This is a genomic window from Vibrio hepatarius (genome assembly GCF_011806575.1).
GTDB classification, from domain to species: Bacteria; Pseudomonadota; Gammaproteobacteria; order Enterobacterales; family Vibrionaceae; genus Vibrio; species Vibrio hepatarius_A.
The window spans coordinates 86,811-113,732 of sequence record NZ_JAATOO010000006.1 but is presented as its reverse complement, the minus strand read 5'-3'; the positions used below and the strand labels follow the sequence as shown (position 1 = coordinate 113,732).

Here is a 26,922-nt window from a genome sequence, read left to right as displayed (position 1 = left end):
TCTGCCGTATATCAATGACTTTTGCTATAGTAACGCTAGGAAAATCACAACGAGACCTTTATCTATGAGAGTGCCTACCAACATCATCACGGGTTTTTTAGGAACAGGGAAAACCACCGCTATCTTAAACCTACTAAAAGAAAAGCCTGAAAATGAAAACTGGGCTGTTTTAGTTAACGAGTTCGGTGAAATAGGTATCGATGGCGCGATGATGACAGACCAAGGTGCACTGATTAAGGAAGTACCGGGGGGCTGTATGTGTTGTGCCGCTGGCGTACCGATGTCTGTTGCGATCACTGCCCTACTGCGAACTAACCCTGACAGACTTATCGTTGAGCCCACTGGGCTTGGCCACGCTCATAAAGTGTTGGCGACATTAACCTCTGCTCAATTTGCTGACTACATCGATCTAAGAGCGACCATTGGTTTGGTTGACCCGCGCAACCTCTCTAACCCAAAGTATCTTGAGAACCAGAACTTTAACGACCAACTGGCTATTTCCGACATCATCATTGGTAACAAAGTCGACCAGTGTCATGTGAGCGATATTGATGTGTTCAGTGACTGGGTAACCGATCAAAACCCTCCAAAAATATTCTCTCAGCTGGTTAAACAAGGCCGTTTTCCGATTGAGTTGCTTGATAGCCACCGTCGAGATGAGTCACCGTCCGGGCATATTGAAGAACACCACCATGAACATGCAGAGCAGGAACCGCAATTCCAATTACCACCTAACCAACAACTCGTGCGCAAAGAGAATAAAGGACAAGGCTACTTTAGTTGCGGTTGGATTTTTGGTGCTGAAGTCGTATTCAATTTTGATGATCTATTTTCAGTGTTATCCGATATTACCGCGGAGCGAGTAAAAGGCGTGATGAATACGACTAATGGCTGCTACGCATTCAACGTGAGTAATGGTGTTGTATCAGTCAATGAGATGAGTTTGGATGGATTTGAAAGCCGTTTAGAAGTGATAGACAGTCAGTTACTCCCTTGGGACGAGTTAGAAAACGTACTGAAGAAGATCTCGAACCTAAAATAGATTTGCCAAAATGACAAAAGGCGCACCTTAGAAGTGCGCCCTATCCCTCGTTACTCAATCGTGAGTCTGCGAATCAGGTCATCTATATCGTCGCCTGACTATAAACGAGGACTTGAAATAGCTTGTTTGAATCCATCCAAATTGTAGGTAAGGCAGCAATTCCTCCATGCGGGTTGGTTCAGAACGCCTTACACCTTAACTATGGCCCAAATCGCGAATTATGCAAGGAGAGCATGTGGCTAAAGTAAGCGATATTGTGATGTTCATCTCGATTTTTTACCACTTCTTCGCTATAACAATTCATTCCATCAATTCTGAAATTCAATATTGCATTCTTGTCGCTATGGTTAATCAAGCACGAGCGTATAATTCGTGGGGCATCTCATCCCACTAGCTCAACAAACGAGGCATTTTTTTCTATGACCAAGAGAGAGAGAATTAAGCAGTCCCTTATCGCTACTATGCCTAAGGATGTCATTAATCAATTTCTCTCTAAAGATAAAACCCCACTTTCGGTTCTTGTTCTCTCCCTTGTTGTGGGGATTCTTGCTGGTTTTGTCGGTACAATGTTTGAGCTCGCAGTTCACTTTGTTTCTGAGCAGCGCACTGACTGGCTCAAAGAAGCCATATCAAGGGTTTTACCGCTCTGGCTGGCGGCATTTTTGATTAGTGCCGCGCTCGCATTCATTGGCTATTATCTCGTTCATCGATTCGCTCCAGAAGCTGCCGGTTCTGGTATTCCAGAAATTGAAGGCGCCATGGACGGCATTCGTCCCGTTCGGTGGTGGCGTGTCTTGCCAGTTAAGTTTTTTGGCGGGATGGGTGCACTGGGCTCCGGTATGGTACTTGGTCGAGAAGGCCCAACCGTGCAAATGGGTGGCGCGATTGGTCGGATGGTCACCGACATATTTCGGGTTAAAAATGACGACACCAAACACTCGTTACTTGCTTCCGGTGCTGCAGGTGGATTAGCCGCAGCGTTCAATGCACCACTCGCCGGTATTATGTTTGTCGTCGAAGAAATGCGCCCACAGTTTCGCTATTCGCTTATCTCTATTAAAGCTGTGGTCATTTCGGCAGTATCGGCCAATATCGTTTTCCGTTACATCAACGGACAGAGTGCCATCATTACCATGCCTCAATACCAGCCACCAGAATTACCAGCGTTATGGTTATTCCTATTACTAGGCATCATGTTTGGCATATTTGGCGTGGTTTTTAATCGCCTCGTCACTCTATCGCAAGATTGGTTTGTCCGTATCCACCGACATGATAGAAAACGCTACCTTATTACTGGTAGTTTAATTGGTGGTTGTTTTGGTATTACGTTGCTGTATTTACCGGAAGTTACCGGTGGTGGTATCGGGTTAATCCCAAACATTACGAATGGTGGTTATTCCGCTACGTTCCTGTTGTTGCTCTTCGTTGCACGCATCGCTACGACATTGATCTGTTTCGGTTCTGGCGCGCCGGGCGGCATTTTTGCTCCGATGCTCGCACTAGGGACGCTATTTGGTTACGCGTTTGGATTAATCGCCAAAGGCTTACTACCTGAACTGGATATCGATCCGGGCATGTTTGCCATCGCTGGTATGGGTGCGCTTTTCGCCGCCACAGTTCGCGCACCGATCACGGGGATATTACTTGTCATTGAGATGACCAATAACTACTACTTAATCCTACCATTAATCATCACCAGCCTCGGCGCGGTTGTGTTCGCGCAAATGCTCGGCGGCCAACCTATCTACAGCCAACTATTACATAGAACTTTGAAAAATGAGAAGTTAAGACAGATTGACCTCCCCAACGAGACGAAATGACAATTGCGTAGCAACCGTTTGGCTTGATATCATCACCGCCAGATTTTTATCGGTTTAATGCTCTGCACTCTCTATTTTTAGAGCATTTACTCATAGCACTCTAGGGATAGATTTGTGAACTGGAAACGTTTCACGCAGTTTCAAAGTGTACCACCGTCACAGGCAGCGTTGGCACTTGGCGTAATCGGTTTGAGCCAGGCATGGGCTCTTTATGTACCTGAGATTGGCGTACATATCAGGCCCTTTCTTGCTGGTTTTGGCGCGATATTGCTGTTCCCAGTTTTGGTTAAGTACTTGTCTAACTTCAAGACCTTTATCAACGACATTCGCCATCCGCTAAGTGGTAGTCTAATGGCGCCGATGAGCATGGCGCTGTTGATTTTGTGTGACTACCTAGCGGTAATATCACCGATCATCGCTTATCCGCTTTGGTTTGCGTCGTTGCTGCTCCATCTAACCATGATGGTGTTGTTTTTCGGTTTCCAACTAACCAACTTCAAAATTTCCAATATAGTGCCTAGCTGGTTTCTTTATCCCGTTGGGGTGATCAGTAGCTCATTAGCGGGGAGTCAATTTGGCCATACTGTTCTATCAGAAACCTTAGTCAATACCTGTATTACCATCTATTTCTTCATGCTACCGCTGGTTTTGTACCGCCTTGTATTTGAAGGAACCTTGCCTCGCAGAGCACGCCCGACACTGGCGATTATGGCTGCGCCAATCAACCTGACACTAGCCACTTACTTGGTTAACTTTGCTGAGCCTGATCCGATACTAACTGGCGCATTGGCGGGAATCGCTATCACAATGACATTGCTAATCTATTTGTGTTACTTCCGTTTATTGCGATTGAAGTTCCAACCATCGATTGCTGCCGTTACCTTTCCTTCCGTGATAAGCGCGATCGCCATGTTCCGACTCACTAGCTTCTTTGCAGAAAACTATCCGCGTTGGAGTTGGTTACATAAGTTCGGTTTGTTTGAGCTGACGGTGGCAACAGCCTTGGTCATTTGGGTATCGGTTGGTTACGTAAAAATGTATTGGCCTGAGTTTTTCACCTCAGAACAAACCAATCAAAGCTAAGCGGAGAACGCTTTATAGCCAATCGGCTATTTTGCCCAGCAAGACATCTTTCCCTGCGGGTTTGATAACGTACCCATCCATCCCTGCTTGGTAAATCTGGCTAACTGCCACGTCTGAAGAATTCCCTGTATGCGCCAAAATCGGCACACGTGAATAATTGCCCGTCGAGTTGCGAATCGCATTGGCAGCTTCAAAGCCATTCAAACCCGGCATTTCAATATCCATAAGGATCAGATCGACGGGCTGTTGTTCTAATGTTTCCAGCACTTGTCGTCCATCTTGTGCTTGTATCACGTCAAAGCCCTGCTGCTCTAGTATCAACGAAGTGTAGCTTCTTACTGAGTGGTTATCGTCCGCAATCACGATTGTCTTTTTACATTCAAGCGGTTTGATTATCGACTCTTCCTTAGTTTGGGGAGATTCAAAAAAGAGTTGGTCCAATACAATGCCAAAGTCTCGCAGTAATGTGTTCTTATCAAGTGGGTACGCCGCTAACGACGTTTGTTCAACAAAATAAGATGCTTTACCCGACTCACCAAGGAAAATTAATCGTCCCTCAGTAAAGTGCAACTTACTCTCTAGCGCTTTGAACTCACACTCACTTATTTGAGATGGCTCTAGATCGACCAAAATAAGGTCATATTCAAATTCATACTCTTCACACGCCAACGCGGTAGCAATATCGACGTTTACTAGTCGGAAGCCTTTGTAAAAAGCGTGTTCATTGAACATACGCGATACTCGGCCAGTGTTACCGACATAAAGTACTGATTTTGACTTCATTAGATCCATCTTGATACGGTCAACTGCATCAGATTCGTATAATGGGAAACTGAGAGTAAACTCGGTCCAACACCCCAACTCAGAACGGCAAATAATTCGTCCCCCCAACGATTTCATCACCTTTCTGCAAAATGGCAAGCCAAGTCCATAGCTGCGACTTTTACCATAGGTGTAGAAGTCTTGAAAAACGTGTTTAATGACATCAGGTGGGATACCCGCACCGTTGTCAGTAAAAATGAGGTGGTTGCAACGAACGTCTTTTTTCAAGCGTATTTCGATCTTAAAATCGTTACCTTCTTGGTAGTAAAACGAGTTTTTAAGCAGGTTAAACAGCACATATTTCGCCAAAGTATCACTACCAAAGAACGCGAAATCTTCAGCGCCGTTAACAACTATCGCTTGTTTATCTTCTTTACTCTTAAATGCAAAACTTGACAGTGCACTTTCTATAACCGATTTTATTGACTGCTTTTTAAATGAAGTTGGCGAGACGCGGTTTTCGTCAATTGAAGTAAGCAGCAAGTCTATTGCTTCATTACCATTGTCAATCACACTATTCGCATCACTCAGGACTTCATGAATCGTCTTCAACTCATCAGCAGTCAGTTGGGCTCCTTCCGGCTTTCTCATCAATATAGAGTTGATAACTTCAACCGAAGACTTCAGCGCACTGAGTGGATTCCGCATTTCATGGGCAATACCTGCACCAAATGACTTCGCAAAGGACACTTTGCTCTCGTGCTCGGTTTGGTTTCTAAAGTAGAACATATTGCCAAACACATAGGTAAACAAAAAGATTGGCACATAAGGCCAAACAATCTCATTGGCTAATTGTTGTAAGTTGAAACCATACACAGCGATTCCTGCGACCAAGATAGCCCCAGTCGCTTGCAACAATACGATCCGAGTTTGGTGCACCAAAAGGATATGCAAGAAAATAGAGCCTAGAAATGACATCACCCACACGGTATTCCAGCCATTTTTGAACATCATAAAGCTAAAGAAAAATGGTAAACATATACTCAAAATTACCAGATAAAATTGCGGCATTAGTCGGCGCAAAAAGGCAGGCAAGTAGTTTCTGACCAGAATAACCGTAAATAGTAAAGTGCAAAACGTACGTAACAATGCACTCTCGTAAGGTTGAGGGTACAAATAGCTCCAAATATAGTAATAGGCAGGATATCCAATCGCACCAAACCATCCCACAATGGTGAGATTGGGTTCCGCATATTGATACACCTTACGAATAGCGCCTGTAGTTGCGCCACTCACCGCTTCGATTCCGATTCCAGATACCAACTTACTCAATTGTTATTATCTTCTTTCTAATGAGTTTGTTTTAGCCAAATTGTCCCTAACATATAGGTGACAATCTGGCCACTGTCTAACTTAACACTAAGCCGCGATCACATTTACTGAACTGCCTAGTTTGGTTGACTCTACGTCAATACGCAGCGACATCTGTTCTTTAAGTTCAGATACGTGCGAAATCAAACCAATGGTACGCCCCATTTGTTGCAAATCGATAAGCGTCTGGATCGCCAGATCTAAAGATTCAGGGTCTAGGCTGCCAAAACCTTCATCGATAAATAACGTCTCTAAACGCACACCACCGCTGTAAGATTGAACAACGTCAGACAGCCCCAATGCGAGTGACAGCGCCGCCATGAAAGACTCCCCACCGGATAGCGTCGCTACGTCACGTGTTTTGCCTGTGTAACTGTCTTCAACAATAAGATCTAAGCCACGGCCTGCCGCGCCTTTGAAACCATCTGTCTTGCGCATCAAAATGTAGCGCCCTTTACTCATGATGTTCAGACGCTGAGACGCCTGGATCAAGACATCATCAAGCAACACACCAAGCACAAATCGGTGTAGACTCACGCGGCTACCCGTCTTACCGCTTGCGACGTCATACAAAGTGCCGAAGACTTTATATTCTTGCTCTAGCTTGGTGTTTTGTTGATGAAGTTTGGCGATATCTTGTGCCACTTTATTCAACCGTTCATACGACGAACGGGTGGTATCTAGCGAATTTCTCGCCACAAGATAGGCTTGTTGTGCATCTTGAACCGCTTGTTCAAACACAGACAACTCAGGACATGTTTGCTCTACCAACGTTTGTTTCAGGTCGACTAAAGTCTGCTCGAGTTTGATGCGTGTTTGCTGGTAATCATTGACCTCGCACTGCCATTGCTCCACTTGCTCTTCGCTCGCACAACTCGATAAATACTGCTGTTCATCGTTAAAAGAGGTTGCTGCAAGTGCGTCAGTCCAAGCTTGTTCTGCACGTTCTAAATCAGCTTGTGCAGCTTGCATTGATTCTTGGAGTGTCTTGAGCTTACTTTCCAGAGCCGAATAGTGGATGCTTAGTGTCTGATGTTGTTGCTTGGCATTTTCAAACTGCTTACTATGCGTTTCAATTTGTTGTCTAGTATCCAGCAAGGCCAGATTAACCGATTCGACATTTGGGTATTTTGCATCAATGCCCGCAGACAATTTATCCAACCGAGCACTGATGTCCTTAAGCTGTGATTCTGTCGCCGCGATGTGCTGACGCAACTCGACAATTTTCGCCTCACCATTTTCACTGCGTTGATTCAGCTCTTGTACGGCTTGTTCTGACTTAGCTACATCAATCTTCGCAATCTGCTCAAGTTGATGAGTGACTGTCATCAGGCGTTGTTGCAGTTCAGACACATCTTGCGACGCGTTTATACCAAGATCTGCAACTAGCTCGTCTATTTGGCTGTGAGTATGTCTAACTTGAGCCTGCTGCTGGTCTAGTGTTGAGTTCAGTTGGTTAAACTGGTTTAGTGCATTTCTCTCAAGTGAACGAGCTTGGTCCACGTCTGCTTTGGTAACTTCTTGCGTTGTGAACGCGGCAGGATTCGGATGTTCAACGCTACCACAGACCGGACATGGTTCCCCTTGACTGAGCTTCTTCGCTAACACGGCTGCTTGCGCACTGTGCCAGTTCATTTCTAACTGGTCCGCTTGTTTCTGTTTATCATCAAAGTCAGCCTTGGCCGCCTCAAGTTGCTGCTGAATTGGCATTACCTGATTTAACTGGCTCTGATGTTCGCTACGCAGTCGTGCCAGTTTGCTCAAGTCGGCACTTAAGCGCTGAAGATGCGATAGTTCGGCCTCTAGGGCTGGCTTTTCGTTGACTTGTAGCTTGAGCTTTTCTAGTTCTTGTAACCCATGTTGCGCTTCAGCAAGCAGCTTTTCTTTATGCGTGATGTACTTTGCTAAGGTATCATCTTGCTGAGCCTTAAGTTGTGTCGTCTGAGTCAACTGCCCTTCTAGCTCAGCTTTATCCAACAGTTTGGCTTTAATCGTTTCTAACTGGAACTGCTGCTCAGTTAACAATGGTATTGTCTTCGCCTGCTCTTCCGCTTGAACAACCAGCAGTGATTGCTGCTTTAGCTCTTCTGCAGACTTCACTACGTCTTCGCTTAGCTGGTTTATTTGGCTTTCTAGCTGCAATGATTGCTTACGCGCGTTTTGCCAATTCGAATAGGGAAGATTCAACTTATAGGCACTGTGTGCGACGTTAAGTTGGTGCTCAGTCGATTTAACCTGCTCTGCCAACTCTAAATGCGCAGCAAGCGCTTTGTCGGCGCTTGCCAGCTTATCAAATTGAGCGACGATCGATTGTGCCTTTTGTAACTGTTCTTTTTTCTGGTTGAGTTCGTTCAACGCCTTTTGCTCAAGCTCAGTGACTTGCTTGAGAGCATCGGCTTGGATTTCTTGCTGTTGCTTGAGCTCATCCTCGCTACTCACTTCAGCGACTTGCAACGCGCCGCGAATCTGATTGTCGAACTCATCCTTGGCTTTGCTAATCGCACTTGCCTTATCTTTTAGAGCATATTCGATTTTTTTGTAGATATCAGTTTGAAATAGTTGACCAAAGATCTCTTCACGGTCTTTCGAACTCGCCAGCAATAGCTCGCGAAACTTACCTTGTGGCAGTACCATCACCTGACGAAATTGAGTTTCGTTTAGGCCGATGATATTGGCCACTTCTGTTTTGACCTGAGCTGTTTTGTTGGTGATAAGAGTGTCTTCTTCACCTAGCAGGTATAAAACTGCAGTGTGTTTACGTGTTGTCGTGCCCTCGCCCCGGGCTTTTGGCGCTTGTTGCTCGGGAGAGCGAACCACTCGATAAACTTTCTCATGTAGCGAGAACTCAAATTCGACTTCTGTCGCTAGGTCTAACGCCGCCAAATCACAGCGCATTTGCATCCCCAAACGCTCGTTGCTGGTCGTTTCACCATACAGAGCAAAACAAATCGCATCTAAAATCGAGGTTTTACCCGAACCTGTTGGTCCGTTAATTAAGAACAGTGGATTACTACCCAACTTGGTAAAGTCGATCACTTCTCGCGTAGCAAAAGGGCCGAACGCTTGCATGGTCAGTTTCAAAGGTTTCATCACGGGTCCTTATTGCTGGTTCAACTGAGAGATGATTTGTTTTAACGCGGTTTCTTGTTCATCACTCAACTCGCCGTTTTGCGCTTCAAAGAAGAAATCCTTAAACATATCCATTTCGCTACGCGCCAGCTTGGCCTGAGACATTTGTTGCTCCACGCCCACCAGCATGCCTGGCTTTTCAAGATGCAGCACATTCGGATATACAGCACGGAGCTTCTCCATAGGATTTAAGATCGCGTGATTGTCGAGTAAGCGAACCAACAAATAGTCATCCGGCTTTGGGTCGGTCTTAGCGGCTTCAATAATTGCCTGCATTTCACCTTCAATGATTCGCATTTCATGAGGGGCAGTTAAATCAATGTGCGTAGCAGACTTGAATCCATTTTCGTCTAACTCAACCAGTGTCATGCCTTTCTTTTGATGTTGCTCCGAGAAGCTATACTTCATCAGCGAACCCGAGTAACGAATATAGTCTTCACCTTTTTTCTGTGGTTGGTGCAAGTGCCCCAATGCCACATAATCGAAGTCGACAAAGTGTTCGTGGCTCACTCGGTCAGATCCGCCGATAGAAAGCGGACGTTCGGAGTCTGACGCCATTGCCCCATCTACAAAACAATGGCTAACCAATACGTTTCTGTGCTCAGGGGTGAAGCATTCACGAATCTGATGAGACAAAAACTGGTGTGCTTCATCATGGCTAGTTACCGACTGTTTAAAGTGATGGCGAACAACTTCTGGATCGTTATAAGGCATGCCATAAAACGCCACTGGGCCGGTCTGTGAATCAATCACCACCGGGTTCAACATATCTTCAAAACTCGAAAGAATATGCAAACCCGAATCGCGCATTCGTCCAGAACCAAAACCCAAACGTTGAGCGCCATCGTGGTTACCAGGAATCAAGATGATAGGAAGTTTCAACTCACCGCAGACACGGTTCACAAACTGGTTCATCACCTCTATAGCCGCAGTCGGCGGCACCGAACGATCGTAGACATCACCAGCGATAACCAAAGCATCGACTGGGTTGGTTTCTAAGTAACCAATGATTTGTTCAAGTACTGCTTTTTGATCGTCGAGGAGAGAAACATTGTGAAACTGGCGCCCTAAATGCCAATCAGAGGTGTGGAGAAACTTCATGTAAGCCCTATGTTTTTATTATCTTTAGATTGACTATGATAAACCTCATTACCTGCGATCGCACTGATAAATTAGATGAGTCAATCAAGCGGAATTCATGCTGTGAAATTGTTACTGTCATCGGCGATTAAATTTTGCTGAAAACAGACGATCCCTCTTCAATTTAAAAATCTAAATCCAGCTCATTAAATATGCAAAAACCGCATATTTTTCAAATAATTATTCATATAAACAAATACTATTTATGTGATCAATTGATGAATATTTGTTCTTTTTGGCAGTTACACTCCAGATACAACATTCTGATGAATACCACTACTCGAGTTTGGCTCTCAATCTTCCTTATCTTACCCCTGAGAACCTGTCAACTCGGTAGAGATAACAACAATAAATGCTGCAAATACAACGGACATGAACTTCGGTTCTTTCACATTTGATATGCGGAGAATAAAGATGAAAACGTGGTCTGTAACTTTTTTAGCCAGCGCAGTGGCTGTTGCGCTAAGCGGAAACGCTCTCGCTTGTACCGGAATCATCGTCGGTAAAGGCGCGTCAACCGACGGCAGTATTATGATTGCCCGCAACGAAGACTTTGGTATCAATAACTGGAACAAGTATCTAGAGTATCGTCCCGCGCAGGATAACGATGAAGGGGAGTGGAAGCTAGGTAACGGACTTGTTGTCCCTATGCCTAAACACTTCTTCGCTTACTCAGCCATACCAGATTGGGATGCCAAAACTGTCGATAGTGACGGTAAGTTTTACGAAGAACGCGGCATCAATGAACACAATGTCGCTATTTCGGCCACCACCAGCGCAGAGATCAACGAGAAAGTCGCAAAGGTCGATCCTTTGGTCGAAAACGGTGTGATCGAAGCAATCATTCCTACTCTACTTCTCCCTCAAGCCACCAGTGCTAAGCAAGCGGTTGAACTGCTTGGCAACTACATTGAAACCTATGGCGCGGGTGAAGGAAACAGTCTCTACATTGCCGATATCAATGAAGCTTGGCTGTTTGAGGTTGGTTCAGGCCACCATTGGATTGCCGTAAAAGTGCCTGATGATAGCTACGCAATGATTGCCAACGGCTTACGTGTTCATGGTGTGGATTTATCAAGTAAAGACGTCTTACACTCGAAAGGCATGTTTGAATTTGTTTCTGATAACAAGTTACTCGACAAAGCTGACAAGGAGTCCTTTAACTTCGCGAAAGCGTTTGGTGTCGTTGGCGATGAGTACAATATCGACCGAGAATGGTTAGGACAAAAGATGCTAACGCCTTCAAAACATCAGCAGAGCCGTATGGCCCAATACCCACTATTTATGAAGCCTGATGAAAAAATCTCGGTTGAAGACGTGGCAGAGTTATTAAGCGCAACCTACAAAGGCACCACGTTGGAAGGAAAGAGCAAGCGCCCTATACGTGTAGAACGTCAGTTAGAGTCGCATATTATCCAGCTAAGAGAGCAGATGCCAAAAGAGCTTCAAGGCGTTATCTGGCAAAGCTTTGGTGTACTTCCTGAATCGGTATTAGTGCCACTTTACTCATCATTGACCGACTATCCAAAAGCGTACCAAATTGGTGATGACACCTACAGCGATGACTCCGCGTACTGGCAGTTCCGAAGCTTAACCGCACTCGCAGCAGCGAATCCAGACAAGTATCTACCTTTACTTAAGGAAACTTGGGATAAAGAAGAAACGCGCTTGTATAAGCAAGTCGCGAGTTTAGATATGACCCTAGCGACGATGTACAAAGAGGATAAACAAGCCGCACTGGATATGGCTGCTGATTACTCTTATGGACAGCTTAAGCGCACGTTAAACATGGCAACTGACATTCGCTACAAAATGATGACAGACTTAACTAAGAGCACTGAGAAGAAGTATTCTGAAGAAGAGTTTAAAAAGATCATGAGTTTGTAAGCATAAGATCCTAGCAAACGTATTTTAGATGAAATCCGCCTATCTAGGGCGGATTTCTACCTAGAAAATGATGTATTGTTACTTAGTTTGCACTTAACTCAACATTATCCGTTTGCTTAACACTTTGACCTGTATAAGATTTAAAAAAGCGTTGACCTTCCTGAAGCTCGTATACATTTTGCTTTATATCAACGTACATAAACTCTTTCTGCCCACCTTTGCTCAACATATTAATTATGTTTGCATGAGCTAGGTCTTTATCAGAAAAATTCATATTGAAAAAATGATTTGAACTCACGATTACTCCTGAAATATTCGTATCACTTCCTATTAATTCGCCTTCTATATCTGAAAGGAACCTTAATCCACCCTTTGCATTTGATACATTATTTTTTATAAAATGGATATCATCCCAATCTATAGGTTCATTTACACTAGTAAGACTATTCGGATACGCATTCAATATGTATCCATTTAAATTTGAAAAGCTGTTCCCTTTAATATAAACTTTTGAATAATAATTTAACTCTATAGCAGCGTTACCATGCATATCAGAAAATATATTATTCTGTATTAATGCGTGTGACACTGGTTTTCTAGAAGACAGCTTTAAAGAACCTTTTATATTTTTGAACAAGTTCCTTGTAAATGTGACGTTTTCAGTACCACCAAAATCAGAGCTCCAAACATGTGTTGTTGTAACTTGGGTCACGTTGTAGAAGACATTACTATCCGCGATAAAATTCTTTGAGTTAATTGGCAGTTGAGATGGATGTGAACGAGAAGACGTCACACGAAGAGCTGCATCACCAAAATTAAAAAACTTACTATTTAATACCGAAGAGTCTGAAGTACCAGCAAACAATACACCTTGTTCGCCCCACGCATAATGATGGTTGCCTGGTTCATATTGTTGGGTTGTCAATCCATAGAACTCAATACTATCAATCACAAAATTATCAGAGTTGTATATATACATTAAATATTCATCTGAATAGGATGGGCACTTTCTAAAAACAACCTTTCCATTACCCTTTAAAGTAACGTTATTAATTTCTCTAACATAAATAGATGAACATATATCATATACCCCTTCACCTAATAAAACTTCACCTCCCCCTAAATTAGATTTATCAACAATTAATTGTTTAATATCTGGCGCATCATTTAGTCCATCATCAGGAACGGGAGCCGAAAAAGATTTAAATGGGACTACTGTTGCAAATATAAGTATAAATTTGGTAATTTGTTCTTTCATAAAATCGTCCATACAGTGTAAAAGTTATTCCTACTTTACTTAGTCATGTAAGTAGTAACATGCACCAATACACATATAAAGACTCGTTATTGAGATTAGCCTAATAACGTCAAACTCCCCACTTTACTTAAACAACCATTAAACCAATAAGCCCCAACACTAGGTGCTGGGGCTTTATTTAGTATATGTAATCAATCAACAGTTACTACGCTTTACTCTTACAGAACTCAATTGCTGAATTCAGCAGCTCTAGTGCGGTTTGTTCACACTCAGGAAGTTCAGCGTCACTTTTTGCTATAGGTGTGACACGCTCACCCCATTTGATGTGAGCTGCGCCCCACGTTAAACCTGCACCGAATGCGGCGAGCAATAAGTTGTCACCTGGTTTCACAAAACCTTGCTCCAATGACTCACACAATGCAATTGGCACTGTCGCGGCAGAGGTATTGCCGTAGTTCTGGATATTGACGAACGCTTTCTCTTGCTCGATGCCAGACAAGTCACATAGAGTTTGGATAATACGGATATTCGCTTGGTGTGGGATAACCACATCTACTTTATCAGTCGTTAGCTCACTGCGTGCTAATACGTTTTGAGCCGCAGCGCCCATACCTTTCACCGCGCGCTTGAAGATTTCTTTACCGACAAAATTAAAATCCCAGTAGCCATTATCCGCCGCAAAACGGTCCATTGACGTACCGAACTTTGGCACTGCCAGAATATCACGCCCCGCAGAATCACACCCGAGTTGTGCGTTTTGCAGGCCAACAGGTTGCTCAGTGCGGCTCAGAACAACTGCACCTGCGCCATCACCAAACAGCACAGCGGTGTCACGTTTTGTCCAGTCGATGAAGAAAGACAGACGTTCCGCACCGATCACAATCGCGTTGCGGTAGTTACCTGATTGAATCAAACGAGTCGCTGTTTCTAAACCGTAAACAAAACCTGTGCAGGCTGCATTTAAATCAAATGCTGCAGCGGCTTTAATACCGAGGTTTTGCGACACTTTTGACGCCGCGTTGGGAATCAAAGAGTCTGGCGAACACGTTGCAACGATTAACAGATCAACATCGTCTGCAGTAATACCAGCACACGCCATTGCATGTTTGGCTGCGACTGTTGCCATATCGGAAGTATCAACATGGCTGATACGACGGTTTTGGATCCCTGTACGCGATTGAATCCATTCATCTGAAGTATCGAGAAAAGTACTTAAATCATCATTGGAGAGCGTGGCTGGTGGTAGGCATTTCCCCCAACCAGTAATTTCTGCATAAAAAGTGGTCATTCTAAACCTTTTACTTATATTTTGTTATTTGAGTCACTCGACCTAACAGAGTATAACTACCCTTTATCCGTGGTGTCATCTAAATGAAAATATCGACATCACACTTAAATACAAAAAGCAGAGAAAAGTCATGTCTACATTCAACACTCGCTGTCCATCTTGCTCAGGTGTCAATCGCGTCCCTGCTGAACGCGTCTCAGAAAGTCCAAAATGCGGCAAATGCCAATCTCCACTACTAGATGGAGCGCCAGTCGAAGGAACCGAGTTAAACCTCGACACTATCTTGCAAAGCGAACAACCAGTCGTAATTGATTTTTGGGCACCTTGGTGCAACCCATGTGTCGGTTTTGCTCCAGTATTTTCTGATGTTGCCAATGAGCGTGCAGGAAACGTTCGATTTGTAAAAGTTGATACCGAAGCCCAACAAAACATAGCGGCCAAGTATCAAATTAGAAGCATTCCAACCATTATGGTATTCAAGCAGGGAAAAAGAGTGGATGTTATTAATGGTGCATTACCAAAAGGTCAGTTTGATCAATGGTTAAATCAGGCTTTGGCCAAGTAACACACCATTTTCAGGTTGCAATTTAATGAGCCGAAGTCGCATAATTCTTCGGCTTTTTTATGCTCTTTTAGCACATAAACAACGATAAACGATTTTAATCGTCAAGAACAAAACTTTTCGTTTTACCTCACCTATTTTTCACCCCATATTCGCCGCGATAACTTAAACATATTTAGCACTAAATCCAGTACACAGTTGTTTTAAGGTAAGCAGGAAATCGCTTAACAGGCACGGAATAAACGCCAAGATATCTCGCAACAACACGTAGCAATTTATATTGTTACGCTTGTTGCTGTTTGCGATTCACCATGAAACAACCCCGTCCAACTGAGTTTAGTGTATTTCAACCTATCGAGGCGAAGACGTTGGACAACACACTAGCTCCTGCACCTAAAGCACGTATTTCTGTGCCTGTTATTGCGCTGGCTTTATATGCTGTGGCTTCAGGCTACTTAATGAGCTTAATCCCATTGATGCTACCGCACTACGGTTTGGACAACTCTCTTGCGAGTTGGCTAGCAAGTGCTTTTTATGCTGGTTTATTGGTTGGTGCCATCGGCATTGAACCGCTAGTGACTAGAGTCGGTCATAAGAATGCGTTCGCACTGTGCCTAGCGGGCTTCATCGCAACCATCATGGTATTGCCAGCGTTTAGTGTATCTAGCGTTTGGCTAACTGCCCGCTTTGTGGCTGGTATAGCTGTTGCAGGTGTGTTTGTAATTGTCGAGTCATGGTTGTTACACGGTGATGAATCCGCTCGTGCTAAACGCTTAGGTTTGTACATGGGTGCGCTTTATGGCGGCACCTCAATCGGTCAACTAGGTATCGGCATTTTGGGCGTTTCTGGCGGTGTGCCATTCATCGCAATTTCAACCGTATTGTTGATTGCGATTGCAGTGTTGCTATTTGGCGAATCTGACCAACCTGAAAGCGAGCAAAGTACACCGCTATCTTTAAAACAGATCACTAAGCTTAACCATGCAGCGATCATTGGTTGCGTTGTATCTGGCCTGACTCTAGGTGCGATTTATGGCCTGATGCCATTAGAGCTATCTGAGCGAGGTATCTCACACGACAACCTAGGGAGCTTAATGGCTTTGATCATTTTAGGGGGTATGGCAGTGCAGCCTTTAGTACCTATCATGTCAAAGTACTTTGGCCGCATTTTCTTAATGGCAATATACTGTTTGCTTGGTGTTGCAGCGATTGCAATTACAACCACCAGCAATGACATTAATGTACTTGGCGCTGGCTTATTTGTTTTGGGTATGACGGTTTTTGCATTGTACCCTGTCGCGATTAATCTCGGTTGCGATAAGCTAGACGCAAGCTACATTGTCTCTGCTACACAGGTGATGCTATTTAGTTACAGTGTTGGTTCAGTTGCAGGCCCTGTCTTAGCTGACTGGTTTATGCTGGGTTCACAAGGCTTGATGGGTTACCTATTTGCAACCTTACTTGCAACATGCATTTACATGTTACTTGCAAGTGTAAAGACGAAACGTCAGGCAGTGGCTGGCGAGTAGAGTAGCACCTAAACACTCAATTTAAGAAAGGAGAGCGAAAGCTCTCCTTTTTGTTATCTATTGCTCGCTTTCTTCATTCTCTTGGCGCGATTAGCTGCGTTCTTTGGTGGCTTCTCGGGTGCGGGTTTACGTTCCAATAACAAGTGTCTTATCGAAAGTATCGGGTGCGGCAACAGCATTCTTGGTCCAGAAAATCGCATCACCGTTTTCATGGCTTTCTTAGGCTCAGGTTTGTAGCAGTGAATCGGACATTTATTGCATGTGGGCTTCTCTTGTCCATATGGGCAGCGGTCAAGGCGAGTCTCCGCATAAGCCAACAGCTCTTGGCACTCGTTGCACAACTTCCCGTTAGTATCATGGTGACTACGGCAATAGATATACATCATTGCACACACAGTTTTGTGCTCTGTCAGTAACTTGCCTTCTAAAATTTCGGTATGGATATGTTTCATATCTTCAAGGTAATCGATAACTCTGCAATAGAGCTCCGAGTGTAACAACTTTCCGAGTGACAATTTTGACATAAGTAAAGTCTGTTGCGATTAGGAAACCTAGTCGCACAATCTTATCAATAATGATCGAAACACCTACACTTAACTATAAAGGTTAAAAACGAAACGAACTCGCTAAGGATTTGGAGGCAAACAATGCGTTACTTTCTTGGCATGATGCTTCTAGTCATCAGCACACAGTATTCACTAGCTTACCCTGTTCATTCGGGACAGTGGACACATCGTAGCGTGATCTATTTCGCGCCGAGCAATGACGAGCACGTTAAACAGTTCTTATTGGAATCCATTATCAACGATTGCAACCTTGAAGAACGTGACATTGTCACTCTGGTTATTACTGAAGACGGTTACACCGCACCAAGCTGGATAAAAGAGATATTTGACCTCCGGCAAATGTTTCTGATCTATGGCGTTACACCAGGAAAGCACACTGCAATTTTAATTGGCAAAGATGGGGCTGAGAAACTTCGCTGGGGAAAAGAAACTAACTGGGAAAGTGTAATGAAAACCGTTGATCTGATGCCAATGAGACAAAGGGAAATGGAAAAAAGAATTAGCCCATGTTCGGCGTAATTTGAAAAATGGAGGCGCGTCCCGGAGTCGAACCGAGGTCCACGGATTTGCAATCCGCTGCATAGCCACTCTGCCAACGCGCCTCATAAACAGATTTTGATGGTGCCCCGGGCCGGACTTGAACCGGCACAACGCGAACGTCGAGGGATTTTAAATCCCTTGTGTCTACCAATTCCACCACCAGGGCAACGCAATACTGCGATGGCAACACCATCCCGATACCTATAGGGGGAAGTATCGAACTCTCACGACTTGCGCCGTAAAAGCGATGCCTACTTTATCGAATTAACATGATAGATCAATAAAAAATCCATATTTATCAATCAACTGGATAATAAACATACCATGTTGCTGAAAAGACAAACACAAAGATTAAAAGCTATACGCCAATATTCATACTGGTTTGGATTAGATGAGTGAGTAGCAGAGTTTTAGCCGGCTACATAAGCGACGAGTTGGTTACTTAGATTACGCAACACACCTGGCTCAGGATTAGTGTGAGACATCGTTCTCATGCCATAGATGCCCATAACCAAGAACTCTGCAAGCTGGCGTGCGTCCCTGTTTGGGGCAATTTCTTCGCTGTTTAACATCAGTTGGATCTTATCGGTCAGCATCTGGTGCCAGTTGTTCAGCATATCACTGATCAAGCTCTCGACTTCATCATCTTGTCGCGACAGCTCATTCATCGCTTTTTGTAACAAGCAGTCTTGGATTTCTTCGCGCTCACACTCTTCCAACACATGTTCCATATAGTCTTTAAAGCCTTCAAACACTGTCTCATGCTTATCAAATATTTGGTGAAACCAGTCGGTTTGGTCAAGTTGATATTGCTCAAGTGCCGCAATCAAAAGACCGCGTTTATTCTCGAATGCACAGTAAATGGAACCCGGATGCAGACCTGTAGCGCGTTTAAGGTCTTGCATACTGGTTTTGCCATAACCTTTATCAACAAACATTGTCATCGCTGACCTCAGTACATACTGGCGATCAAATTCCGCACTTCGCATAGTTTCACTCACATAACTAACAACAGCAGGATTTTACACAATTTTGAATGGTTGTTCAAAAAACAACTTGAATGAACGTTCAAAAAAGTCTAACTTGAATAAGAATTCAAGAATAACTCACTGAGACAAAGCTATGGAAAATCTATTTCAGCCTTTTAAACTCAACGATGCCATTACGCTTAATAACCGCGTTGTAATGGCACCACTAACGCGCTGCATGGCAGATGAAAACCTCGTACCGACAGATGCGATGGTCGAATATTACGGACGTCGCGCTGACGCAGGTCTTATCATTACTGAAGCGACACAAATCAGTGCCGACGCGCAAGGCTATCCAAACACGCCTGGGTTATATACCGCAGAACAAATCCAAGGTTGGCGTAAAGTCACCGATCGCGTTCACCAAAATGGCGGCAAGATCTTTGCGCAAATCTGGCACACAGGCCGTGTCGCCCACCCTTCTTTCTTTGGTGGTGACTCTGTACTTGCTCCTTCTGCCTTAGGCATTGAAGGTTCTGTACCGCGTATGCGCCACCTCAATTACTTAACACCGACGCCAGCAACCAAAGCGGACATCACACGCTTGGTCGCGGACTTTCAACAGGCAGCAATTAACGCGATTGAAGCAGGATTTGATGGCATTGAGATTCATGGCGCGAATGGTTATTTAGTTGACCAGTTCCTCCATTACAGTAGTAACCAACGTGACGACGAATATGGCCAAACTCCTGAGAACATGTCTCGTTTTGCGTTAGAAGTGGTTGATGAAATTTCACAAGCAATTGGCGCTGAGCGCACCGGTTTGCGTCTATCTCCGGGTGGCTATTTTAATATTGAACCAGATGCTCGTGACCGCCAGGTGTTCGATTATCTGCTAGCAGAGCTAGAAACTCGTAATCTGGCTTATCTGCACGTGGGCATTTTTGATGACGCACAAGTGTTTGAGCACCTTGATGGCTCCGCATCACAATACATGCGTAAACACTACAGTAAAACGTTAATGGGCGTTGGTGGCTTTAGTGCAGAAACTGGCGCACAAGCGATCAAAGACGGTAAGTTTGATTTGCTTGCTATCGGCAGACCATTCATCGCAAACCCAGATTACATCCAGAAAGTGAAGACTCAGCAACCATTAGTTGAGTACAACGAAGAGATGCTAACCACACTCGTTTAAGTTTCGATTGTAACCTTGCAAAATCAAAATGCCTCGACAAATACGTCGAGGCATTTTGTTATGCTCAATCTCCAGAAGGTGATTTTTCCGTCAACTTCTATCAGCGCATCATGCAGGTTCTTGTCTTCAGCATTTATATGATCTTTGCAGCTGATGTGATGGATTTATACAAGGCCAAAAAATCACAAACTACTCAGTTTTGAGAAAGATTAAAATCCGCGCAGATTTTGTAAAAAGCCATTGAGTGGCTCACAAACTCTGCGCAACAATCTCAAAAGGTTTTTGCCTTTTTCACGTCATTTTCCATACTTACATGAGTCTACACATCGCCATAATCGACTGATTCTGTGAAAAATTTCCTTTCGATACCGCGACACGACAACTTTCATGCATAGATTGAAATGGAGTTGCTTCAATGCTTGAGCAAATTATCGCCGTTCTTGAAATGACGTTATTTACCTTTAATGAACGCCCTATCACCGTGTGGGCCGTTTTAATGATACCAACATGGATAATCCTCAGCCTTTGGTTGTCTAGAGTGATCATCAAAACTATCTCTTCACGTCTGTCGAAAGCAGGTAAAGACCCGAACCTCATCCACTTGATAGAAAGAATCTTATTCGTGCTATCACTAGCGGTAATTTTTCTTACCTCATTATCAATGATCAACATTCCTATTACCGCCTTTGCTTTTCTCTCTGGTGCAATCGCGATTGGTTTTGGTTTTGGCGCACAGAACATCATCAATAATTTTATTAGTGGCTGGATTCTTATCGGGGAAAAGCCCATTCGTCTGGGCGATTTTTTGGAAATTGATGGTGCAAAAGGCACAGTTGAACAAATTAATACGCGCTCAACCCGAATTCGTCGCGTAGATGGCGTTCATATGCTGATACCGAACAGTAAGCTACTCGAAAACACTGTCGTCAACTGGACACTAAGAGATAAGTTAGTCAGAGGCTCGGTCAGCGTTGGTGTCGCCTATGGCAGTGACGTAAAACTAGTGGCCAAACTGATCCAAGAGATAACTGCTAGGCAAGAACAAGTACTCCCTAGCCCAGCGGCTGAAGTGTTCTTCCAAGACTTCGGTGACAGCGCATTGGTGTTCGAGTCCTATTTTTGGATTAACTCAAGAGCAGATGGTGGAATACGTAAAGTAAGCAGTCAGATTCGATTTGAGATTGATGAAGTATTCAAACAGCACGGTATCGAAATCGCCTTTCCACAGCGCGATGTGCATTTGGATGGCGCAATCCATATCGTTCGCGGCAAGTCCTAAATTACTCTATACAGAAACATAATAGCCGCGAATAATCGCAGCTATTATGTTTTGATTTGAACAGCTTTCAGCAGGTGTTATTTGCTCGCAATCTTGTTGTCTAAAGAGAACTTACCCGCACCAGAGATCGCCAAAGAGACACTCGCAGCTAGCAAAGCTAAACCAAACTCATAGCCGTTGTTTGCCATAAACAAACCGTTAGCGAAATGCACCGAGAAAATCGCCACTAGCATAGTAAATGACAACGCAACCGCCGCTGGACGAGTCAGTAAACCAACAAGTATAAACAAGCCACCAAAGAACTCAGCACTACCCGCTAAGAATGCCATCACAACACCTGGGCCTAAGCCGATTGACGCCATCCATTGACCTGTACCTTCCAAGCCGTAACCGCCAAACCAACCAAACAATTTCTGTGCACCGTGCGCCATAAAAATGATACCAATTGGAAAGCGGAGTGCGAGTGTTTCGTATCCTGCTTTTGATTCTGCTAATTTCTTGATTAATGCGTTCATGTCTCTACCCTCAAAATTTTCAAACGAGCAATGAAAGGCATAATATATTTACCTTTCATGCGTTGAAATAAAGTTTAGGTGGTTTAAGCGAGACAAAAAATCGATAAAACCCGACATAGACATTCAAAATTTTCGAACATGATAAGACTATCCCTAAAATCAAAGATTAAAAATAGAGAAAAACCATAAGTCTTGCTTTGCGATTAATCAAGAGAAACAAATGCTTGATGCAAAGTCATGTCACTCTGCCCACCTTCTCCTTGGTTGTTAAAGCGTAATACTTTATGGCAGTGAGCCAGAAGTTCGTCTTCGTTGTGACTAATTAAAACCAGAGCGCAGCCTATGGATTTCGCGCTATTGACGATCAGATTCAGAGTTTCTCTCGCGATGTGTGGATCCAAGCGCGTAGTTGGCTCATCAGCAATTAATAGCTTCGGCTTTAACAACAACACCCGCAAAATCGCAACGCGTTGCAACTCGCCTCCGGACACTTGCTCGGGCACTCTTTCTAGCACCTCAGGGGAGACTTTAAGCTCAGCAGCCAAACGCTCAATTTGCCCATATTCTATATCATGTAGCTGACATACATCATTAAGCTGATGCCTTAACGATACATTCGAAGCAAAAGACTGTGGAGGGTCTTGATATAGCTTAAGCCGCTCTGCAGAGCCAAATGTCACAAGGGAACGGACTTCGCCACTTTGAGGATGTTTAAGACCGAGCAATACGTCAGCAAGAGTAGACTTCCCGCAGCCACTCGGACCTGCAAAACCGATGACTTCCCCTTGCCGGATAGAGAACGAGACAGGTTTGAATAGCGGTTTACCACCATAACCAACTTCAAGCTCGTTCAGTTCTAACAACACTTCAGTATCACAATTAACAACTTCTCGTTTTTGGTAACGAGTTGAACGAATTAATGATTGCGAATAGCCATCACTGTGGTCATTTTGCCATTCGTCGAACGTTTTGTTACATGCCACCCAACGACCTTGCAATAAAACGTACACTTTGCCGCCTAATGCACGGGCGACATCAAGGTCATGAGTGATTGTAATTAACGCATGCTGCTGTTTATGTTCGAGCAGCGCGTCAATGACTTGTTGCTTGCTCTTGTTGTCCAATCCTTTAGTTGGCTCATCAGCGATCAACAACTCTCCACCCGCTGCTTGTGCGCATGCAAACGCGCTGCGCTGTGCCATGCCGCCAGATATCTCAACTGGATATTTAGCTGTAGCTTTTGCAAGTGAAAGGTTAGCGAGTGTTTTGTTTGCATTGTCTAACGCCGTCTGTTTGTTTTGTCCAACGACCCAGCGAAACACTTCATTGACCTGTTGACCTATTTTCATTAAAGGACTCAACGCCAACATTGGCTCTTGCGGCAAGACAGTAATGTGTTTGCCCCATAAACTCTGTCTTTGATTGCGACTTAAATTATCGATACGTTGTCCGTTAAGCATGATCGCACCTGCCGAACGAAATCCTGCCGGAAGATCGCCTAAAATCGCTTTGGCAAACAAACTTTTACCCGAACCAGTCTCACCTAGGATTGTAATTGATTCACCTTTATCCAATGAAAACGAAACTGGCTCTACAACGCACTGCGTACCTTTGTTTACCTGTAATGCGCCAAGGTTTAATACAGTCATTTCAGTTCCCTTCCTTTGGCCAATGAGTAAAAACTATAGATCAACAACATCAACGTAATCACGGGCTGGGCTAATACCCAAGGAGCAACTTGGTAATACCTGAACAGCTCCACCATCATCATTCCGAGTTCCGCTTGCGGCGGGCGCAGTCCAACATAAAGAAAACCCAATGAAGCCAGTGCCAAAATGGCATTCCCCGCGCCAAAACAAGCCAAGGTAAACACATCAGCCTTTAGGTATGGCCACAAATGTGTGCGGAAACGATACATGCGTCCAAAACCAAGTAGACGCGAGTTTTCAAATTCAGGCGATTTGCATAACTGTTGCGTTCTGCTGCGAATGACTCTAAATAGCTCTGCCCACATGGTTAGAGCAATGCCCAGTAACAGGAAAGAAAATGAGCCGGGAATAATCGCGCCAAACAGTAATACCAACACCAAACCCGGTAATGCCATCACCATATTGACGAGTACCGAACAAATACGGTCAAACCAACCACCAAACCAGCCTGCGTAGACGCCACTGACCAATGCGACCGACACTGCTATTACAACGCTAGAAACGGCGATCAGTAGCGAGTTGCTAATCGCATCGGCCAAACGAGCGGCATTGCTACGGCCGTATTGATCTGTTCCTAGTGGTTCAACAAAAGATGGCGCTGAAAAAGTATTGTCTAAATTCTGCGCTGCTGGATCAGCATTCAATCCCCATTTCACAACCAATGAAAAGCAAAGCAAGAATGCGAGAATCGCGGCGCTGACAAAGTAGCGTTTGGAAAAACTCATAAAACCACCCTCTCTTGCCTAATTCTCGGGTCAAACGCGTAATGACACACATCCACCGCGGTGTTGATGAAAACAAACATCAATCCCATCATGAGCGCCGCTCCTTGAATCACAGGTATATCGCGGGCAAATATTGCATGAGTGAGTGCGTGACCTATCCCGGGCCAAGAAAATAGTGACTCGATCATCACGATGCCTTCAATCAGACCAACGGTTTGTACGCCTAAAAAGGCGATGATCGGCAAAGCAATATTTAAACGTGCGTGCCTTTCATAAGCGCGTTGCTCACTTAACCCTTTATACCGGGCGAAACGATAATATGTGGAACGAAATACTCCGTAAGCTTCGTTTTTGACCATCCGATTGGAAAGCGCGGCCAAGGTCAACGCTAATGCGACGCTTGGCAACACAATATGTTCTGGTCGACCAAATCCAGATACAGGAAACCAGCCTAAATGAAGTGCAAACAAAATGATCAGTACCAAACCAACCACAAATACGGGCGCCGAACGAAGCAACACCGATAAAGAGGCAGAAAATCGCTCGAGCCAACCACCGGGATACTTGCCGCAATGAACCCCAACCGGAAACGCAATCAGTAGAGAAATCGCAATCGCGCACAATGCCAAAGCGACGGAATAACCCAAGTGGTGTACCACCGATTCAACTACCGGTTCACCACTTACCAATGAGCTTCCCAAATTGAGATGAAGTAAGTCCCACATCCATGCGAGATACTGTTCAAACGGGGAGCGGTCAAACCCTAACTCTGATGACACCAGTTGCGCCGCATCTAAATCGACAAAATCGTAACCATATCGGCCTGCTGCGATACGATAAGCAATATCACCGGGAAGCAGTCTCATCATCAAATAAGTAAGACTGCCCACCGCCCATGCCACAAAACCTGCTTGCAATAGTCGCTTGAGGAGCATGTTAATCATTGAAAGAGAGCTCCGACAATCGGTAATCAATTTCAAACGGGTCGACAACCAAACCTGTTAGTGATTTGTTGTAGGCGACATGCTGGCTGCTATAAACAATCGGAATTACCGGCAGATCCTGAGCTAGAACCGTGACAATACGCTGCGTTAGCTGATACTGCAGCGCGGGGTCTGATGCGGACACTAACCTAGTTAAGTCCTGTTGGAGTTGCTCTGAGTGCCAGTTCATGTGGCCCCAGTCACTGCCTTTTTTGTTAGTAAAGTCTTTGTATAACACTGGTAGCGGACTGCCTGTCATGCCGAAATTTCGCGCGATTAAAGCGAGCTCAAGCGTATTGTCGTGGTGACCCGCAGGAATCACACTCGAATTATCGATACTGACCTCAATCTGAATGCCGACATCCAACAATTGATTTTGCAGTGCCGTCGCTATCATTGGCAGTTCGGGTCTATCTGAATATGTCACTAGAGTTAACTTAAACGGCTTACCTTCACGTTGCAGAAAGTCATTATCACCTTTTTCCCAACCTAGTTCGGCAAGCAACTGACGAGACAACTCAAGATTTCGTTTCGGCTTATGCTGCTTGATATGCCACTCGTTCTGTGAAGAACTAAACAGTTGGTATGCTTCGCTCCCCGGCGCATACAGCACACTGCTTGCGATCCCTTCGCGGTTGATCGCTAAACTAATCGCTTGCCTCGCTTTAGGGTCAGAAAGATAAGGGTGGTGATTATTGACTTTTAGCAACACCGTTCGCGGCAGGTTGACACTTTGCACTGCAACGTTGTCGGTATTCTCAAGGCTTTGTTTACTGATCGCGTCGATAGTATAGGCGATATCGGTTTGGCCACTTTGCACTTGTAACGCTCGGCTTTCAGAGCGATGTCCTGCTAAGTACTCAACGTTCTCAACGCTGGCTTTATTGCCCCAGTAATCGTTGAATCGTGTCAAAGAGACTTTATGAGGTGCGACTAGCTCTACGACTTGGTAAGGACCGGTTGCGTTAAATTGGACAATATTACCTTCGTTATCAAAAGAATCGGCAGACAGTACACCTAAGCTAAAGTGAGCGAGCGTATTGAGTAGCGGTAAATAAGGTGTCTCAAGCACGATTTCCAAATTTTGTCCCTGAGCATTGATTGCTTTCACTGGCACTTTAGCAAACACGCCCGGCATGGTCTTAGCACGGAGCAATGACGCGGCCACATCTTTCGCACTCAACGATTGTCCATTGTGGAGTTTGACGTTTTGACGAATCTGGAACTGCCAATGCGTGCCATTTTCATCGACACTCCAACGCTCTGCCAAAAGCGGGACAACTTCGCCAGTTGTTTTAAGCTGTGTAAGAGACTGAGTGACCCCTAACCGGCTGTAAATATGACCGTCTTTCGCCATATCCGTACCATGAAACTCAAACGGACCCGAAATGGTCAGTGTATTATTTGTTGGTGTGGCGGAGTTAATGCTCCAAACAAGATAAACGGCGATCGTTGCGATCGCCGCAAAAATGATTTTCTTCATGAAATGTAATAGTCCTGACTTGAATAACGGTTATGTTATAACATAACAATTATTCAAGTCACAACCAAAGTTAAACAAGAATTGTTAT

At 44.4% G+C, this 26,922-nt stretch carries 21 protein-coding genes and 2 tRNA genes; 9 read left to right on the top strand and 14 right to left on the bottom strand.

Annotated features, from left to right (window positions below; translation table 11 throughout):
* The first annotated feature begins 64 nt into the window (after nt 1-64).
* The 3 genes from HCZ42_RS06400 to HCZ42_RS06390 all read left to right on the top strand — a co-directional run bounded on the left by HCZ42_RS06400 (nt 65) and on the right by HCZ42_RS06390 (nt 3,945).
* Nucleotides 65-1,042: a CobW family GTP-binding protein gene (locus HCZ42_RS06400; RefSeq protein ID WP_167419903.1), complete on the top strand. Its 978-nt coding sequence runs from the start codon at nt 65-67 to the stop codon at nt 1,040-1,042.
* Between the two features lie 419 nt (nt 1,043-1,461).
* Nucleotides 1,462-2,862, top strand: coding sequence for a H(+)/Cl(-) exchange transporter ClcA (gene clcA / locus HCZ42_RS06395; RefSeq protein ID WP_167419902.1), 1,401 nt, complete (start codon nt 1,462-1,464; stop codon nt 2,860-2,862).
* A 114-nt stretch (nt 2,863-2,976) separates the two neighbouring features.
* On the top strand, nt 2,977-3,945 hold the full coding sequence (locus HCZ42_RS06390) for a TDT family transporter (RefSeq protein WP_167419901.1): 969 nt from the start codon (nt 2,977-2,979) through the stop codon (nt 3,943-3,945).
* Between the two features lie 12 nt (nt 3,946-3,957).
* Here the strand turns inward: HCZ42_RS06390 and HCZ42_RS06385 are convergent, their stop codons facing one another.
* The 3 genes from HCZ42_RS06385 to HCZ42_RS06375 form a co-directional block, all read right to left on the bottom strand.
* Nucleotides 3,958-6,039 carry an ATP-binding response regulator gene (locus tag HCZ42_RS06385; protein ID WP_254868900.1) on the bottom strand — a complete coding sequence of 694 codons (2,082 nt, stop codon included), beginning with the start codon at nt 6,037-6,039 and terminating at the stop codon, nt 3,958-3,960.
* Nucleotides 6,040-6,126: 87 nt separating this feature from the next.
* Entirely contained in the window at nt 6,127-9,168 is a 3,042-nt protein-coding gene (locus tag HCZ42_RS06380; RefSeq protein WP_167419900.1) for an AAA family ATPase, read from the bottom strand.
* Nucleotides 9,169-9,177: 9 nt separating this feature from the next.
* Nucleotides 9,178-10,308 carry an exonuclease SbcCD subunit D gene (locus tag HCZ42_RS06375; protein ID WP_167419899.1) on the bottom strand — a complete coding sequence of 377 codons (1,131 nt, stop codon included), beginning with the start codon at nt 10,306-10,308 and terminating at the stop codon, nt 9,178-9,180.
* Between the two features lie 453 nt (nt 10,309-10,761).
* Here HCZ42_RS06375 and HCZ42_RS06370 point away from each other — a divergent pair, with 453 nt between their 5' ends.
* Nucleotides 10,762-12,234 carry a C69 family dipeptidase gene (locus HCZ42_RS06370; protein WP_167419898.1) on the top strand — a complete coding sequence of 491 codons (1,473 nt, stop codon included), beginning with the start codon at nt 10,762-10,764 and terminating at the stop codon, nt 12,232-12,234.
* A gap of 82 nt (nt 12,235-12,316) precedes the next feature.
* Here HCZ42_RS06370 and HCZ42_RS06365 read toward each other — a convergent pair whose 3' ends face one another.
* Nucleotides 12,317-13,492, bottom strand: coding sequence for a right-handed parallel beta-helix repeat-containing protein (locus HCZ42_RS06365; protein ID WP_175579409.1), 1,176 nt, complete (start codon nt 13,490-13,492; stop codon nt 12,317-12,319).
* A gap of 205 nt (nt 13,493-13,697) precedes the next feature.
* Nucleotides 13,698-14,780, bottom strand: coding sequence for a ketoacyl-ACP synthase III (locus HCZ42_RS06360; RefSeq protein WP_167419897.1), 1,083 nt, complete (start codon nt 14,778-14,780; stop codon nt 13,698-13,700).
* A 130-nt stretch (nt 14,781-14,910) separates the two neighbouring features.
* Here HCZ42_RS06360 and trxC point away from each other — a divergent pair, with 130 nt between their 5' ends.
* On the top strand, nt 14,911-15,345 hold the full coding sequence (gene trxC / locus HCZ42_RS06355) for a thioredoxin TrxC (RefSeq protein WP_167419896.1): 435 nt from the start codon (nt 14,911-14,913) through the stop codon (nt 15,343-15,345).
* Nucleotides 15,346-15,710: 365 nt separating this feature from the next.
* Nucleotides 15,711-16,871 carry an MFS transporter gene (locus tag HCZ42_RS06350; RefSeq protein ID WP_167419990.1) on the top strand — a complete coding sequence of 387 codons (1,161 nt, stop codon included), beginning with the start codon at nt 15,711-15,713 and terminating at the stop codon, nt 16,869-16,871.
* A 53-nt stretch (nt 16,872-16,924) separates the two neighbouring features.
* Here HCZ42_RS06350 and HCZ42_RS06345 read toward each other — a convergent pair whose 3' ends face one another.
* Nucleotides 16,925-17,323, bottom strand: a complete 399-nt coding sequence (locus tag HCZ42_RS06345) for a nitrous oxide-stimulated promoter family protein (protein WP_167419989.1) — start codon at nt 17,321-17,323, stop codon at nt 16,925-16,927.
* 195 nt (nt 17,324-17,518) lie between these two features.
* On the opposite strand from HCZ42_RS06345, the gene HCZ42_RS06340 reads away from it, so the two are divergent.
* Nucleotides 17,519-17,956, top strand: coding sequence for a DUF4174 domain-containing protein (locus tag HCZ42_RS06340; protein ID WP_167419895.1), 438 nt, complete (start codon nt 17,519-17,521; stop codon nt 17,954-17,956).
* Nucleotides 17,957-17,965: 9 nt separating this feature from the next.
* Here the strand turns inward: HCZ42_RS06340 and HCZ42_RS06335 are convergent.
* The 3 genes from HCZ42_RS06335 to HCZ42_RS06325 all read right to left on the bottom strand — a co-directional run bounded on the left by HCZ42_RS06335 (nt 17,966) and on the right by HCZ42_RS06325 (nt 18,966).
* Nucleotides 17,966-18,039 (bottom strand) — tRNA-Cys (locus HCZ42_RS06335).
* A gap of 17 nt (nt 18,040-18,056) precedes the next feature.
* Nucleotides 18,057-18,143, bottom strand: a tRNA-Leu gene (locus HCZ42_RS06330).
* A gap of 244 nt (nt 18,144-18,387) precedes the next feature.
* A complete protein-coding gene (locus HCZ42_RS06325) occupies nt 18,388-18,966 on the bottom strand; it encodes a TetR/AcrR family transcriptional regulator (RefSeq protein ID WP_167419894.1) in 579 nt (192 codons plus the stop codon).
* A gap of 133 nt (nt 18,967-19,099) precedes the next feature.
* Here HCZ42_RS06325 and HCZ42_RS06320 point away from each other — a divergent pair, with 133 nt between their 5' ends.
* A complete protein-coding gene (locus tag HCZ42_RS06320) occupies nt 19,100-20,140 on the top strand; it encodes an alkene reductase (RefSeq protein ID WP_167419893.1) in 1,041 nt (346 codons plus the stop codon).
* Between the two features lie 415 nt (nt 20,141-20,555).
* Nucleotides 20,556-21,419, top strand: a complete 864-nt coding sequence (locus HCZ42_RS06315) for a mechanosensitive ion channel family protein (protein ID WP_167419892.1) — start codon at nt 20,556-20,558, stop codon at nt 21,417-21,419.
* A gap of 77 nt (nt 21,420-21,496) precedes the next feature.
* Here the strand turns inward: HCZ42_RS06315 and HCZ42_RS06310 are convergent, their stop codons facing one another.
* From HCZ42_RS06310 to HCZ42_RS06290, 5 genes are all read right to left on the bottom strand, one after another.
* Complete coding sequence (locus HCZ42_RS06310; protein ID WP_167419891.1) at nt 21,497-21,934, bottom strand: DoxX family protein; 438 nt, start codon at nt 21,932-21,934, stop codon at nt 21,497-21,499.
* Nucleotides 21,935-22,137: 203 nt separating this feature from the next.
* On the bottom strand, nt 22,138-23,583 hold the full coding sequence (locus HCZ42_RS06305) for an ABC transporter ATP-binding protein (protein ID WP_167419890.1): 1,446 nt from the start codon (nt 23,581-23,583) through the stop codon (nt 22,138-22,140).
* Complete coding sequence (locus HCZ42_RS06300) at nt 23,580-24,368, bottom strand: ABC transporter permease (protein WP_167419889.1); 789 nt, start codon at nt 24,366-24,368, stop codon at nt 23,580-23,582. Before HCZ42_RS06300 ends, HCZ42_RS06305 begins: the two co-directional genes overlap by 4 nt.
* Nucleotides 24,365-25,312, bottom strand: coding sequence for an ABC transporter permease (locus HCZ42_RS06295; protein WP_167419888.1), 948 nt, complete (start codon nt 25,310-25,312; stop codon nt 24,365-24,367). The genes HCZ42_RS06300 and HCZ42_RS06295 overlap by 4 nt, the downstream gene beginning before the upstream one ends.
* Nucleotides 25,305-26,834, bottom strand: coding sequence for an ABC transporter substrate-binding protein (locus tag HCZ42_RS06290; protein WP_254868899.1), 1,530 nt, complete (start codon nt 26,832-26,834; stop codon nt 25,305-25,307). The genes HCZ42_RS06295 and HCZ42_RS06290 overlap by 8 nt, the downstream gene beginning before the upstream one ends.
* Between the last annotated feature and the right edge of the window lie 88 nt (nt 26,835-26,922).